Annotated in this window: 17 protein-coding genes; 16 read left to right on the top strand and 1 reads right to left on the bottom strand. The window is 51.7% G+C overall.

The features are described 5' to 3' along the window. The first annotated feature begins 325 nt into the window (after positions 1-325). Positions 326-1,282, top strand: a complete 957-nt coding sequence (rluC, locus tag JK211_RS11000) for a 23S rRNA pseudouridine(955/2504/2580) synthase RluC (protein WP_212708725.1) — start codon at positions 326-328, stop codon at positions 1,280-1,282. Positions 1,283-1,358: 76 nt separating this feature from the next. Here the strand turns inward: rluC and JK211_RS11005 are convergent, their stop codons facing one another. Next, a complete protein-coding gene (locus tag JK211_RS11005) occupies positions 1,359-1,949 on the bottom strand; it encodes a nucleoside triphosphate pyrophosphatase (RefSeq protein WP_212708726.1) in 591 nt (196 codons plus the stop codon). Positions 1,950-2,090: 141 nt separating this feature from the next. On the opposite strand from JK211_RS11005, the gene yceD reads away from it, so the two are divergent. From yceD to JK211_RS11080, 15 genes are all read left to right on the top strand, one after another. Next, positions 2,091-2,612, top strand: a complete 522-nt coding sequence (yceD, locus tag JK211_RS11010; protein ID WP_212708727.1) for a 23S rRNA accumulation protein YceD — start codon at positions 2,091-2,093, stop codon at positions 2,610-2,612. Between the two features lie 14 nt (positions 2,613-2,626). Next, the gene (gene rpmF / locus JK211_RS11015; RefSeq protein WP_025901766.1) at positions 2,627-2,797 is read left to right on the top strand and encodes a 50S ribosomal protein L32; all 171 of its coding nucleotides are present in this window, start codon (positions 2,627-2,629) and stop codon (positions 2,795-2,797) included. Positions 2,798-2,824: 27 nt separating this feature from the next. Beyond that, positions 2,825-3,865 (top strand): phosphate acyltransferase PlsX, encoded by a 1,041-nt coding sequence (gene plsX, locus JK211_RS11020; RefSeq protein WP_212708728.1) that lies wholly within the window; start codon positions 2,825-2,827, stop codon positions 3,863-3,865. Continuing rightward, positions 3,866-4,819 carry a beta-ketoacyl-ACP synthase III gene (locus JK211_RS11025; RefSeq protein WP_212708729.1) on the top strand — a complete coding sequence of 318 codons (954 nt, stop codon included), beginning with the start codon at positions 3,866-3,868 and terminating at the stop codon, positions 4,817-4,819. Between the two features lie 16 nt (positions 4,820-4,835). Continuing rightward, positions 4,836-5,768, top strand: coding sequence for an ACP S-malonyltransferase (gene fabD, locus JK211_RS11030; RefSeq protein ID WP_212708730.1), 933 nt, complete (start codon positions 4,836-4,838; stop codon positions 5,766-5,768). A 10-nt stretch (positions 5,769-5,778) separates the two neighbouring features. Further along, positions 5,779-6,513, top strand: a complete 735-nt coding sequence (gene fabG / locus JK211_RS11035; RefSeq protein ID WP_212708731.1) for a 3-oxoacyl-ACP reductase FabG — start codon at positions 5,779-5,781, stop codon at positions 6,511-6,513. A 153-nt stretch (positions 6,514-6,666) separates the two neighbouring features. Beyond that, positions 6,667-6,903 carry an acyl carrier protein gene (gene acpP, locus JK211_RS11040; protein ID WP_028685983.1) on the top strand — a complete coding sequence of 79 codons (237 nt, stop codon included), beginning with the start codon at positions 6,667-6,669 and terminating at the stop codon, positions 6,901-6,903. Between the two features lie 88 nt (positions 6,904-6,991). Beyond that, positions 6,992-8,233 carry a beta-ketoacyl-ACP synthase II gene (gene fabF, locus JK211_RS11045; RefSeq protein WP_212708732.1) on the top strand — a complete coding sequence of 414 codons (1,242 nt, stop codon included), beginning with the start codon at positions 6,992-6,994 and terminating at the stop codon, positions 8,231-8,233. 110 nt (positions 8,234-8,343) lie between these two features. Next, positions 8,344-9,153 carry an aminodeoxychorismate lyase gene (gene pabC, locus JK211_RS11050; RefSeq protein WP_212708733.1) on the top strand — a complete coding sequence of 270 codons (810 nt, stop codon included), beginning with the start codon at positions 8,344-8,346 and terminating at the stop codon, positions 9,151-9,153. 2 nt (positions 9,154-9,155) lie between these two features. Further along, positions 9,156-10,220: an endolytic transglycosylase MltG gene (mltG, locus tag JK211_RS11055; protein ID WP_212708734.1), complete on the top strand. Its 1,065-nt coding sequence runs from the start codon at positions 9,156-9,158 to the stop codon at positions 10,218-10,220. Then, positions 10,210-10,842 (top strand): dTMP kinase, encoded by a 633-nt coding sequence (gene tmk, locus JK211_RS11060; protein ID WP_212708735.1) that lies wholly within the window; start codon positions 10,210-10,212, stop codon positions 10,840-10,842. The genes mltG and tmk overlap by 11 nt, the downstream gene beginning before the upstream one ends. Next, positions 10,842-11,822 (top strand): DNA polymerase III subunit delta', encoded by a 981-nt coding sequence (holB, locus tag JK211_RS11065; protein ID WP_212708736.1) that lies wholly within the window; start codon positions 10,842-10,844, stop codon positions 11,820-11,822. Before tmk ends, holB begins: the two co-directional genes overlap by 1 nt. A 29-nt stretch (positions 11,823-11,851) precedes the next feature. Next, positions 11,852-12,649 (top strand): metal-dependent hydrolase, encoded by a 798-nt coding sequence (locus JK211_RS11070; protein ID WP_212708737.1) that lies wholly within the window; start codon positions 11,852-11,854, stop codon positions 12,647-12,649. Positions 12,650-12,941: 292 nt separating this feature from the next. Beyond that, entirely contained in the window at positions 12,942-13,292 is a 351-nt protein-coding gene (gene hinT / locus JK211_RS11075) for a purine nucleoside phosphoramidase (protein WP_212708738.1), read from the top strand. A 17-nt stretch (positions 13,293-13,309) separates the two neighbouring features. After that, positions 13,310-13,678, top strand: a complete 369-nt coding sequence (locus JK211_RS11080; protein ID WP_212708739.1) for a YcfL family protein — start codon at positions 13,310-13,312, stop codon at positions 13,676-13,678.

The following is a 13,678-nucleotide window of genomic DNA, read 5'->3' on the forward strand; positions in this document are numbered from 1 at the left end:
CGCAGCCCGCTATGTGCCTGATATAACATTACGTCTTATGCCATTGCTGCGTGTCTGTTTAATCCGGCAAAAATTCTTGTTACACGATCTTGTCCCGGGCGTTCCCGGCAAAGATACCCGAGCATTATTCCATTGCTCGCCTTAATATAGCAAGGTGACTTTCACTGCTACGATCACTTTATTTGTTATTTATTTGATCTTCCGGATGACCACCACCAGAGATTGTTTAAAAAGACTGCGCTTTGCTGGCTTCGCCACCAGTAAGAGGCAGGGGAAATGACAAATAGGTGGCACCGGGTGATAACTCTCTATTACAATCAGCGCCATGAAAAATGAGAATCCCGGCGTACAGTTTGTCGCCATCACGGCGGAAAACGCCGGACAACGTATTGATAACTTTTTGCGCACCTTCCTGAAAGGTGTGCCGAAGAGCATGATTTACCGTATTTTGCGTAAGGGCGAGGTGCGGGTAAATAAGAAACGCATTAAACCCGAATATAAACTGCTGGACGGCGATGAAATCCGTGTCCCGCCGGTGCGTGTTTCTGAACGTGAAGCGGCAGAAGTTTCACCGAAACTGGACAAAGTGGCTGAACTGGAACGGGCGGTTATCTATGAAGATGATGCCATCCTGGTGCTTAACAAGCCTTCCGGTACCGCGGTGCATGGTGGCAGCGGCCTGAGCTTTGGTGTTATTGAGGGGCTGAGAGCATTACGACCTGAAGCCCGCTTTCTCGAACTGGTACACCGTCTGGACAGGGACACTTCGGGAGTCTTGCTGGTTGCCAAAAAGCGGTCTGCTCTGCGCTCACTGCATGAACAGTTACGTGAAAAAGGGATGCAGAAAGACTATCTGGCTCTGGTCCGGGGCCAGTGGCCATCGCACGTTAAATCAGTCAAAGCACCATTACTGAAAAATATTTTACAAAGCGGTGAGCGGGTAGTGCGGGTCAGTGCCGAGGGTAAGCCATCAGAAACCCGCTTCAAAGTTGAAGAACGCTATGCCTTTGCCAGCCTGGTCAAAGCCAGTCCTGTCACGGGCCGCACCCATCAGATACGTGTGCACACCCTGCATGCCGACCATCCGATTGCTTTTGATGACCGTTATGGTGACAGGGCGTTTGATCAGCAACTGACCGGCAGCGGACTGGACCGGTTATTTCTGCATGCTGCGGCGATCACCTTTACCCATCCCGGTACCGGAGAAACGCTGCGTCTGGAGGCACCGATGGATGAGAAACTGCGTCGTTGCCTGACCCGTCTTCGTCAGCAAAAAAGCTGATCCTGGCGGCTGACAGAAACAGCGCCGGGGGGGAGTGCCGCAGCGACTCCCCCTTTATCCGCGCCTGGCCGGTGATTCAGTCGTCGGTCAGCGGGTCAGCGCCGGCTTCCCGCAGGAAATCACACAGAGCAATTAACGGCAGGCCAACCAGTGTATTCGGGTCACGTCCCTGCAATGATTCAAACAGCGTAATGCCCAGCCCCTCAGATTTAAAGCTGCCGGCGCAATTGAGAGGCTGCTCTTTTTCCAGGTATGCGTTGATTTCCTGGTCCGATAAGTGACGAAAGCTGACGTCGAACGTTTCGCAGCAGGACCAGAATTTCTGACGGCGGGCACAGTACAGCGCCAGACCGGTATAAAACACCACCCGGTTGCCACTGGCCGCACGTAACTGCTGTCGCGCGCGCGCCATCGTATGAGGCTTACCTGTTAAGCAGTTGTTCAGTACACATACCTGATCCGAACCGATAATTAAGCTGTGCGGGTACTGTCCGGCCAGTGCCAGTGCTTTCTGTTTTGCCAGTCTGACCACCAGTTGCGCCGCGGTTTCGGCGGGCAGGGCCGATTCATCAATTTCCGGGGCAACCGCATCGAAGGGCAGCTTCAGTCTGGCAAGCAGTGACTGGCGAAACGGAGAAGATGATGCAAGCAGTAAATGTTGTTTCATATTTTTTTCATAATCTATAGCGAATTGAACGCAGTCATTTTAAACTATCCTCCGCTACAGATGCGAATATTGGGTGAAAGATGCCGTAATCCGGCCTTTTTCTTTGACTCTCTGAGATTACAAAGTTAATATGCGCGCCCTATGCAAAAGGTAAAATTACCCCTGACACTGGATCTGCTTCGTTCTGCCCAGAAACGCCTTGATTATCATGGTGTGTATACTCCTGAGCTTACAGAACGGATTGCGGCCTCAGTTGTGAGTGTGGACAGTGATGTAGAATGTGAAATGTCGTTTGCAATTGACAGTCAGCGCCTTGCGGTGCTGAAGGGGACGGCCAGTGTTCAGGTCACCCTGCGCTGTCAGCGTTGCAATCAGCCTTTCCCGCATGCTGTACACGTAAGCTATATCTTCAGTCCTGTGCGTAATGACGAGCAGGCGGAGGCGCTACCGGAAGGTTACGAGCCAGTTGAAGTCGATGAGTATGGCGAAGTTGATTTGCTTGCAGTAATTGAGGATGAAATTATCCTCGCGTTACCTGTCGTTCCGGTGCATGATTCTGAACACTGTGAAGTGTCCGACGCGGATATGGTGTTTGGTGAACTGCCTGCAGAGGCCGAGAAACCAAACCCGTTTGCCGTATTAGCCAGTTTAAAGCGTAAGTAATAGGAGTAAGGTCCATGGCCGTACAACAGAATAAACCCACCCGTTCTAAGCGTGGTATGCGCCGTTCTCACGATGCGCTGACCACGACCACCCTGTCAGTAGATAAAGTTTCTGGTGAAACTCATCTGCGTCACCACATGACTGCCGACGGTTACTACCGTGGTCGTAAGGTCATTACTAAGTAATTTCTTGCTGCGACGCAAGGCGTTACTTTGACACGTTTGACCCTGGCAGTTGATGCTATGGGCGGGGATTTCGGTCCCTCCGTGACGGTGCCTGCTGCATTGCAGGCACTGGCCTCACATTCGCAACTTGAACTTCTTTTAGTCGGCTATCCCGACGAAATTCAGCCATTACTAGCCAGAGCGGACTCCTCATTATATAAGCGGGTAACCATTATTCCTGCTGAGTCAGTTATTGCCAGTGATGCAGTGCCTTCCGGGGCGATTCGTCATAGCCAGGGTTCTTCGATGCGGATTGCCCTCGAACTGTTAAAAGAAGGCCGCGCATCGGCCTGTGTGAGCGCCGGTAATACCGGTGTGCTGATGGGGCTGGCGACATTATTGTTACGACCGCTGGACGGTATTAAACGTCCGGCACTGGTTTCAGCGGTACCCCATATTCATCGCGGGCATACTTTGTTACTTGATTTAGGTGCAAATGCCAGCGCTGACACTACAATGTTAGTGCAGTTTGCGTTAATGGGTGCGGTGATGGCGGAAGAAGTGCTGGGAATATCCGCCCCCCGTGTTGCTTTACTCAACATTGGTCAGGAAGCCTGTAAAGGCCCGGAACATGTTCGTGATGCTGCAAAAATATTGCAATCCACTGAACAGATAAATTACACGGGGTTCCTTGAAGGCAGTGACTTACTGACCGGTAAGACAGATGTATTAGTCTGTGATGGCTTCGCAGGAAATGTCTCATTAAAAACCATGGAAGGCGTTATAAACACATTTCTGAACCTGATGACAGGGCCGGAAAAGACAATGAAGCGATCATGGTGGCGTCACCTGGTTGTTCGCAGTATGAAAGGACGTCTGATGAAGCGTTTTGGCGAAATCGACCCCGATCAGTATAACGGTGCATCCCTGCTGGGATTGCCGGGAATTGTCATTAAGAGTCATGGTGCCGCAAGTGAGCGAGCCTTCGCAGTTGCCATCGAACACGCGATTCAGGCGGTAGTCCGTAATATCCCTGAAAAAATTTCGGTTCGGCTTGATACAGTACTAGCCAGGAGTGACATAGCCTAGATGTTTAGCAAAATAATTGGTACCGGCAGCTATCTGCCTGAACAGATCCGCAGTAATGCCGATCTGGAAAAAATGGTAGACACCTCCGACGAGTGGATTGTCACTCGGACAGGCATTCATCAGCGTCGTATTGCGGCAGCGGATGAAACAGTTGCCACCATGGGATTCACTGCGGCGAAAAATGCACTGGAGATGGCAGGTATTGCGGCGACAGACATCGGTCTGATTATTGTCGCAACGACGTCTTCCTCACATGCGTTCCCAAGCTCAGCCTGTATGATCCAGCAACAGCTGGGTATTAAAGACTGTGCTGCATTTGATCTGGCTGCGGCTTGTGCGGGGTTTACCTACGCACTGAGCGTTGCTGATCAATATGTTAAAAGTGGAGCGGTCAGACATGCGCTGGTGATCGGGTCTGATACCTTGTCTCGCACCCTTGATCCGGAAGACCGCGGCACACTGATTTTATTCGGTGACGGCGCGGGGGCAGTGGTTATCGGACAAAGCGAGCAACCGGGGATTATTTCCACCCATCTGCATGCCGACGGAAGTTATGGACAGTTGCTGAGCCTGCCTTACCAGGATCGTGCTCATCAGGAAAGTGCAGCTTATCTCACCATGGCCGGTAACGAAGTTTTTAAAGTGGCAGTGACTGAACTGGCCCATATTGTTGATGAAACGCTGACGGCGAATAATATTGACCGTCAGGAACTTGACTGGCTGGTGCCACATCAGGCGAATTTACGGATCATCAATGCCACCGCCAGAAAGCTGGGGATGGGTATGGATAAAGTGGTTGTTACGCTGGATCGTCACGGAAATACCTCAGCGGCATCAGTACCGACAGCCCTGGATGAAGCAGTACGTGATGGCCGTATTCAGCCAGGACACTTAGTGCTGCTGGAAGCTTTTGGTGGTGGTTTCACCTGGGGTTCGGCGTTAGTTCGTTTTTGATTGACAGGAACTGGAAATGACACAATTTGCAATTGTATTCCCTGGTCAGGGTTCACAGACCGTTGGCATGCTGGCTGACCTGGCGGAACACTTTCCGTTAGTGCAGGAGACGTTTGCTGAGGCCTCCGCTGCACTGGGTTATGACTTATGGCAATTGGTCCAGCAGGGACCTGCTGAGGAACTGAATAAAACCTGGCAGACACAGCCGGCATTGCTGGCCGCGTCAGTGGCTATTTATCGTGTCTGGATACAGCAGGGCGGTAAAACACCTGAACTGCTGGCAGGACACAGCCTGGGTGAGTATTCCGCACTGGTCTGTGCCGGCGTGCTGGATTTTGCTGACGCCGTACGTCTGGTCGAATTACGCGGTAAACTGATGCAGGAAGCCGTTCCTGAGGGAACCGGCGCCATGCAGGCGATCATTGGCCTGGATGATGATGCTATCCGTAAAGTCTGTGAAGAAAGTGCTCAGGGCCAGGTTGTTTCTCCGGTAAACTTTAATTCACCCGGCCAGGTAGTTATTGCCGGTAATAAAGAAGCGGTTGAACGTGCCGGTGTTGCCTGTAAAGCTGCCGGTGCAAAACGTGCACTGCCCCTGCCGGTCAGCGTACCGTCACACTGTGCTCTAATGAAGCCGGCCGCCGATAAACTGGCAGTTGCGCTGGAAGAACTGACATTTAATACCCCGCAACTGCCGGTAGTTAATAATGTCGATGTACAATGTGAACAACAACCAGCGGCTATCCGTGATGCGCTGGTTCGTCAGCTTTACAGCCCGGTCCGCTGGACCGAGAGCGTGCAATTTATTGCTTCCCGTGGCGTCAGCCAGTTGGTGGAAGCGGGGCCTGGTAAAGTACTGACCGGGCTGACTAAGCGCATTGCCGACTCATTGACTGCGGTAGCAGTGAATGATGCAGCGTCGTTAAATGCGGCCCTGACACAAGAATAAGAGGATAATCATGGACTTCAATGGTAAAATTGCGCTGGTCACCGGTGCGAGCCGTGGAATTGGTAAAGCAATCGCTGAGAAACTGGCTGCCCATGGTGCAACAGTTATCGGTACCGCCACCAGTGATAAAGGTGCTGCTGATATCAGTGCTTATCTCGGAACCCACGGTAAGGGTATGGCCCTGAACGTGACTGATGTCGATTCTGTCGAGTCAGTATTAAAAAACATCCGTGCAGAATTTGGCGAAATTGATATTTTGGTGAATAATGCCGGGGTTACCCGTGATAATCTGTTAATGCGTATGAAAGATGACGAATGGCAGGATATCATGGAGACTAATCTGACCTCTGTGTTCAGACTGTCTAAAGCCGTATTGCGTGCTATGATGAAAAAACGCAGCGGAAGGATCATTACCATTGGTTCAGTTGTTGGAACAATGGGTAATGCGGGCCAGGCAAACTACGCGGCAGCAAAAGCGGGTTTGATTGGTTTTAGCAAATCACTGGCGCGCGAAGTTGCGTCACGTGGTATTACGGTAAACGTTGTGGCTCCGGGCTTTATTGAGACGGACATGACGCGAGCACTAAATGAAGAGCAGCGTGCCGGTATATTAGCAGAAGTTCCTGCGGGCCGTCTGGGTGGCCCCGGGGATATTGCTAATGCGGTTGCATTTTTGTCCTCTGATGAGGCGGGTTACATCACTGGTGAAACCCTCCATGTCAATGGCGGAATGTACATGGTCTGATAACTGCGAAATTTATTTGCTTTTTTTGTGCAATAAAATGCAAAATATAGCAAATCGTGGTTAGACCAGACTGGTTTTAGTTGCATCTTTTTCAACATTTTATACACTACGAAAACCGTCGCGAAAGCGAGTTTTGATAGGAAATTAAATAGTATGAGCGATATCGAACAACGCGTTAAGAAAATCATTGCTGAGCAGCTGGGTGTTAAAGAAGATGAAGTGATCAACTCTGCTTCTTTCGTAGAAGACCTGGGTGCCGATTCTCTTGACACCGTTGAGCTGGTGATGGCTCTGGAAGAAGAGTTTGATACTGAGATTCCAGACGAAGAAGCTGAAAAAATCACTACCGTTCAGGCAGCGATCGACTACATCAATAGCCACCAGGGCTAATGAATATTATCAGGCGGTCATTCGACCGCCTGAGTTTTATGTCCGCCCCACTTAGTGTTGTTTTTATCCCCCTCCCTGGAGGAGTAACGTGTCTAAGCGTCGTGTAGTTGTGACTGGTCTTGGCATGCTGTCTCCTGTCGGCAATACCGTAGAGTCTACCTGGAGTGCTCTCCTTGCCGGTCAGAGCGGCATCAGCATGATTGACCACTTTGATGCCAGTGCCTATGCAACACAGTTTGCCGGTCTGGTCAAAGATTTTAATTGTGACGATATCATCTCGCGTAAAGAACAACGCAAAATGGATATCTTCATTCAGTATGGAATAGCGGCGGGCGCTCAGGCGATGCAGGACTCAGGTCTGGTTGTCACTGAAGAAAATGCCCCGCGTATCGGCGCAGCTATCGGTTCCGGTATTGGCGGTCTGGGCTTAATTGAAGACAACTATGCTTCGTTAGCCAAAGGCGGTCCGCGTAAAATTAGTCCTTTTTTCGTCCCGTCGACCATTGTAAATATGGTGGCCGGACATCTGACCATTATGTATGGCCTGAAAGGTCCGAGTATCAGTATTGCCACTGCCTGTACTTCAGGGGTGCACAATATTGGTCATGCGGCCCGAATGATTGCCTATGATGATGCAGATGTCATGCTGGCGGGCGGCGCAGAAAAAGCCAGTACCCCGCTGGGTGTCGGTGGCTTTGGTGCTGCCAGGGCGCTTTCGACCCGTAACGATGACCCGCAGGGTGCAAGCCGCCCGTGGGATAAAGGTCGTGACGGTTTTGTACTGGGTGATGGCGCCGGGATCGTGGTGCTTGAAGAGTACGAACATGCGAAAAAGCGTGGCGCAAAAATCTATGCTGAATTAGTTGGTTTTGGTATGAGCAGCGATGCCTACCACATGACTTCACCACCGGAAAACGGTGCCGGGGCTGCTCAGGCAATGGTTAATGCCTTGCGTGATGCCGGACTGGCAGCAGAGCAGATTAGTTATATCAATGCACACGGTACTTCTACCCCGGCAGGTGATAAAGCTGAAGCTCAGGCTGTGAAGTCAGTGTTTGGTTCCGTGGCTGACAATGTGATGGTAAGTTCCACTAAGTCGATGACTGGTCACCTGTTGGGTGCCGCCGGGGCTGTGGAATCAATTTTCTCGGTCCTTGCTTTGCGGGATCAGGCAATACCACCGACCATCAATCTGGATAATCCGGATGAAGGCTGCGATCTGGACTTCGTGCCTCATACTGCCCGCCAGGTGAAGGGAATGGAATACGTATTATGTAATTCATTCGGTTTCGGTGGCACCAACGGCTCGGTGATTTTCCGTAAAATCTGATCCGTCGGTTATTCAGTCAGGCCCGCTAAGCGGGCCTTTTTTTTACCCGTGTGGGACGGGGTAATCTGTTCAGTCATCCCCCGGCGGCTGCTAAGCATAAGGAGAGGAAGATGATGCTGATTAATGGTACGCAATCTGACAGCGTACCGGCAAATGACCGCGGGCTACAGTTCGGTGACGGCTGTTTTACTACGGCACTGATCAGCCATGGTCAGGTGCTGCGCCTCGGGGATCACCTGCAAAGACTGCGTGAGGCCTGTGAACGGCTGGATATTCCCTGCACAGACTGGCAGCAAATGGCACAGGAAATGTCGGTGCTGGCGCGGGATAAAAAACGCGCTGTGCTGAAAGTTGTTATCAGCCGGGGGTCGGGCGGGCGGGGATATTCTGCTGCCGGCTGTCAGCAGCCACGACGTATTATTTCTGTGACTGATTACCCGCTGCATTATGACGACTGGCGTATTAATGGCATTACGCTGGCGACTTCGCCGTTACGTTTAGGACTTAATCCGGCACTGGCTGGTATTAAACATCTTAACCGTCTGGAGCAGGTAATGATCCGCCAGTTTATTGACCGTGCCGGTGTCGATGAAGCACTGGTGCTGGATTATCAGGGAAGGATTGTTGAATGCTGTACGGCCAATATTTTCTGGCGCTGTGGCGAAGAATTATTTACCCCGCGGGTGGACGCTGCCGGTGTGGACGGTACAATGCGGCGTTATCTTATTCGTATTCTGGCAGAGCAGGGATATGCTTGTCAGACGGTAGCCGAAGATGCCAGCATATTGCAGGCTGCTGACGAAATATTTATCTGTAATTCGTTAATGCCGGTGGTTCCGGTTATCAGGATTGATGACCGTACTTATCATGCCGGGGCACTGACGCGCAGACTTTCAGACATCTGTAACACACCAGGTTAAGCATGCAGAAAAAAATAAAATTTATACTGTCTTTAGCGGTTATCAGCGCTGCTGTCATTGGCGGAGGGCTCTGGAAGATCCGGCAACTGGCAGAATCACCGCTGCTGATTTCACAGCAAACGATTTATACCCTGCCTGCGGGTACCGGACGGCTGGGGCTGGAACAGCAGTTACAGCAACAACATATTATGCGTGACAGCGTCTGGTTTAGCTGGTTACTGAAAGCCGAACCGCAGCTGGCCAGCTTTAAAGCCGGTACCTACCGGCTGGAACCGGGAATGACGGTCCGCGGATTACTCGAGCTACTGGCCAGCGGTAAGGAAGCACAATTTCCGGTTCGTTTTATTGATGGTCAGCGGCTGAGTGAATGGCTGAACGTGCTGCGCAATGCCCCTTACCTGCGCCATGAACTGACTGATGACCAGCTTTCCAGCGTGGCTGCAGCCCTGAAATTGCCGGAGAAAGATCCTGAAGGCTGGTTTTATCCGGATACTTACCTGTATACCGCCCATATGAGCGATGTTTCTTTACTGACCCGTGCTCATCAGCGGATGGTAAAACTGGTTGATCAGGTATGGGAAGGCCGTGCGACGGATCTGCCTTACAAGGACAAGAATCAGCTGCTGACGATGGCTTCAATTATCGAAAAAGAGACAGCATTAAGCGATGAGCGGGAAAAAATCGCGTCTGTGTTCGTTAACCGCCTACGGCTGGGAATGAAATTACAGACTGACCCGACGGTGATTTATGGTATGGGTGATCTTTATCGCGGAACACTGACTCGCAAGGATCTTGAAACCCCCACGGCTTATAATACATATGTGATCCCGGCACTGCCGCCGGGGCCGATTGCTATCCCCGGTAAAGCATCATTACTGGCTGCCGCGCATCCGGTTACCAGTAACTATTTGTATTTTGTAGCCAATGGCAGTGGCGGGCATACCTTCAGTAGTACGCTGGCTGCCCATAACCGTGCAGTACAGGCGTGGCGCACCCTGCAAGATAAAGCGCCAGACAGCCGTCAGGCCAGGGAAGTACAGGAAAAGAAAACGACCAATGAAAAGTAAATTTATTGTTATTGAAGGGCTGGAAGGAGCGGGGAAAACCACCGCCCGTGAACGACTGCTGGAGGTCCTGCAACAACAGGGGATTACTGATGTCGTATTTACCCGAGAGCCGGGCGGTACGCCGCTGGCTGAAAAACTGCGGACCCTGATAAAACAGGGCGTCAGTGGTGAGCAGGTCACGGACAAAGCCGAATTACTGATGCTGTACGCCGCCAGAGTTCAGTTAGTCGACACAGTGATCAAACCGGCACTCAGCCGCGGGGCATGGGTGATAGGCGACCGGCATGATCTCTCTTCACGCGCTTATCAGGGCGGCGGGCGCGGCTTTGATGACCAGCTGATGAATACGTTACGTCAGGCGGTACTGGGTGATTTTAAACCTGATCTTACCCTGTATCTTGATGTTGCGCCGGAGACGGGTCTGGCCCGTGCCCGCAGTCGTGGCGAGCTTGATCGTATTGAACAGGAGTCACTGGATTTTTTCCATCGTACCCGTGCCCGTTATCTGCAAATTGCCGCTGAAGATTCGACAATCCTGACGATTGATGCCAACGGCACACCACAACAGGTCAGTGCGGCGCTGACGGAAACTCTCGGTCGCTGGCTGGCGGAAAACCGCTGATGGAATGGTATCCGTGGCTGAACAGCACTTATAAAAATATCATCAGTCAGCACCAGGCTGGCCGCGGACATCATGCGCTGCTGATTCAGGCCTTGCCGGGAATGGGTGACAGCGCGCTGGTATGGGGCGTTTCTCGCTGGCTGATGTGCAGCCAGCCGGCAGGTGTAAAAAGCTGTGGTCAGTGCCACGGCTGTCAGTTAATGACTGCTCATAATCACCCTGACTGGTATTCGTTAACTGCCGAGAAAGGTAAGTCTTCCCTGGGGGTGGACGCTATCCGCCAGGTGACGGATAAGCTTTATCATTTTGCTCAGCAGGGAGGCGCAAAGGTTATTTATATTCCGTATGCCGAACAACTGACCGAAGCCGCAGCCAATGCCCTGTTGAAAACACTGGAAGAGCCGCCGGCGGATTGCTGGTTTTTCCTGTGTTCCCGGCAGCCTTCAGCATTACCGGCCACGCTGCGCAGCCGATGTATGACCCTGACGCTACCGGTGCCCGCTGAACAGCACAGTCTGCAATGGCTGGCTGCGCAAACTTCACAACCGCAGGATAATTTGCTGACAGCCTTACGGTTGGCGGGGGGTGCCCCTGCGGCGGCTCTGGAGATGTTTACCGGAAATCAGTGGGAGCAACGCAGTAAATTGTGCCAGGGGCTGGGGACTTCACTGCCGGATAACTGCCTGGCATTACTGCCGCTGCTAAACCATGAGGACGTGGCGTTACGGATCCACTGGCTGATGGCACTGTTGCTGGACAGTGTGAAATATCACCAACAGAACCTGCGCTGGATAACCAATATTGATCAACAGCCACTGGTCGCCAGGCTGGCAGAAATAATCAGCTTACCGGCCTTACATCAAAGCCTTTCACGGTGGATGCAGTGCCGTCACCATCTCCTGGAAACCCCCGCCGTAAATCATGAATTGTTAGTCACCGAAGCTTTGCTCGACTGGGAACAGATGTTCCGGGCGGGCTGACTGAGTTTTGAATAAGCAGAGAGTAAATTATGTTTTTAGTCGATTCCCATTGTCACCTTGATTGTCTGGATTATGAAAATGAGCACCGTAATCTGGACGATGTTATCAATAAAGCCGCCGGGCGTGATGTCCGGTTTATGCTGGCCGTGGCAACGACTCTGCAGGGTTTTAGCGGGCTAAAAGCACTGGTCAGTGATCGCCCGGAGATAGCGCTGTCATGCGGCGTACATCCGTTAAATATGGAACAGCCTTATGAACAGGCAACGTTGCTGGAACTGGCATCTGACCCGCGTGTTGTGGCACTCGGGGAAACCGGACTGGACTATTTTTACCAGAAAGAAGCTGCACAGCAGCAGCAACAGCAGCAGTCTTTCCGGCAGCATATCCGCGTTGGCCGGCAGTTAAATAAACCGGTTATCGTTCATACCCGTGATGCGCGGGAAGATACCCTGGCGCTGTTACGTGAAGAAAAAGTCGAAGAGTGTGGCGGTGTGCTGCATTGCTTCACGGAAGACAAAGAAACTGCAGCCAGATTACTGGATATGGGCTTCTTTATTTCATTTTCCGGGATTGTGACTTTCCGCAATGCGGAACAGTTACGTGAAGCTGCGCGTTATGTGCCACTGGACCGGATTCTGGTTGAGACGGATTCGCCTTACCTTGCCCCTGTACCGCACCGCGGCAAACAAAATCAGCCGGCATTTACCCGCGATGTCGCCGATTTTATTGCGGAACTGAAAGGGGTCGATATTGAAACCCTGGCACAACAGACCACCGCTAACTTCTGTCAACTATTTCATATTCCGATGGAACAACTGGGTGCCTGATGTTTAAGCGCGGCCGGAAACCGCAGGGATGCTGTGTGCGGAAATAATCCGGCGGTTCAGGGGGGGAAATCGTCGCCCGCACAGGCCGGGCCGAAGATAACATCCCCCGTGACCCGGGATAAAGCACCAGAAAAGCCCGGGCCGGCAGTCAGGTCATCACATTTTGATGGCCTTCTGCTGAATGAATAATGTAAAGTCACACAATTACTTATCCCGGATTCTGTGGCACCTTATGGTTAAGCCGCGAACCCGCAGTCTGATACGGCACCAAAAACAATCAGGAATTTAGCGTATGGCCGAAGAAACTATTTTCAGTAAAATCATCCGTCGGGAAATCCCTGCAGATATCGTCTACCAGGACGAACTGGTCACAGCATTTCGTGATATTTCGCCACAGGCACCTGCCCATATTCTGATTATCCCTAACCAGTTAATCCCCACGGTTAACGACCTGAGTGCCGAACATGAACCGGCACTGGGCAGGATGATGACAGTGGCAGCGAAGATTGCCAAGCAGGAAGGTATTGATGAAGACGGTTATCGTTTAATCATTAACTGCAACCGGCATGGCGGGCAGGAAGTTTATCATATCCATATGCATCTGGTCGGTGGCCGTGCGCTGGGGCCGATGTTATCCCGGTAATGTTGCGGAGAGCTCAGATGCGCCTTGCTGTATTGTCTATTCCTTTGTTGTTGTTACTGTCCGCCTGTAGCAGCAGCCAGCCACAGATCAGTATTTCACAGCCTCTGGTCATGGAATCCGATGTGTTGTCTGCCGGTATTACTACCGACGGACCGGTGGTCAGAAGTGACAGTGGTCAGCAAAAAGCCACCGTTATTTTGTATAATGATCGTGACGTCCCGGTAACGCTGCACTATCGTTATTTTTGGTATGATGACAAAGGACTGGAAATTCTGCCGGAACAGACAGCTGAAACCGTGGTTGTGCCTGCACACCAGAGCCGTGAGGCAGTGTCCTGGTCAGGAAATCTGAGTGCAAGTCAGGTACGTGTGTCCCTTTATCTCTGA

Source organism: Tatumella sp. JGM130, from assembly GCF_018257525.1.
In the GTDB taxonomy this organism is placed as follows: domain Bacteria; phylum Pseudomonadota; class Gammaproteobacteria; order Enterobacterales; family Enterobacteriaceae; genus Tatumella; species Tatumella punctata.

Bases quoted from the DNA above. Each gene is read 5' to 3' on its own strand.
- rluC (WP_212708725.1), top strand. From the start codon at position 326: ATGAAAAATGAGAATCCCGGCGTACAGTTTGTCGCCATCACGGCGGAA.
- JK211_RS11005 (WP_212708726.1), bottom strand. From the start codon at position 1,949: ATGAAACAACATTTACTGCTTGCATCATCTTCTCCGTTTCGCCAGTCA.
- yceD (WP_212708727.1), top strand. From the start codon at position 2,091: ATGCAAAAGGTAAAATTACCCCTGACACTGGATCTGCTTCGTTCTGCC.
- rpmF (WP_025901766.1), top strand. From the start codon at position 2,627: ATGGCCGTACAACAGAATAAACCCACCCGTTCTAAGCGTGGTATGCGC.
- JK211_RS11025 (WP_212708729.1), top strand. From the start codon at position 3,866: ATGTTTAGCAAAATAATTGGTACCGGCAGCTATCTGCCTGAACAGATC.
- fabD (WP_212708730.1), top strand. From the start codon at position 4,836: ATGACACAATTTGCAATTGTATTCCCTGGTCAGGGTTCACAGACCGTT.
- fabG (WP_212708731.1), top strand. From the start codon at position 5,779: ATGGACTTCAATGGTAAAATTGCGCTGGTCACCGGTGCGAGCCGTGGA.
- acpP (WP_028685983.1), top strand. From the start codon at position 6,667: ATGAGCGATATCGAACAACGCGTTAAGAAAATCATTGCTGAGCAGCTG.
- pabC (WP_212708733.1), top strand. From the start codon at position 8,344: ATGATGCTGATTAATGGTACGCAATCTGACAGCGTACCGGCAAATGAC.
- mltG (WP_212708734.1), top strand. From the start codon at position 9,156: ATGCAGAAAAAAATAAAATTTATACTGTCTTTAGCGGTTATCAGCGCT.
- tmk (WP_212708735.1), top strand. From the start codon at position 10,210: ATGAAAAGTAAATTTATTGTTATTGAAGGGCTGGAAGGAGCGGGGAAA.
- holB (WP_212708736.1), top strand. From the start codon at position 10,842: ATGGAATGGTATCCGTGGCTGAACAGCACTTATAAAAATATCATCAGT.
- JK211_RS11070 (WP_212708737.1), top strand. From the start codon at position 11,852: ATGTTTTTAGTCGATTCCCATTGTCACCTTGATTGTCTGGATTATGAA.
- hinT (WP_212708738.1), top strand. From the start codon at position 12,942: ATGGCCGAAGAAACTATTTTCAGTAAAATCATCCGTCGGGAAATCCCT.
- JK211_RS11080 (WP_212708739.1), top strand. From the start codon at position 13,310: ATGCGCCTTGCTGTATTGTCTATTCCTTTGTTGTTGTTACTGTCCGCC.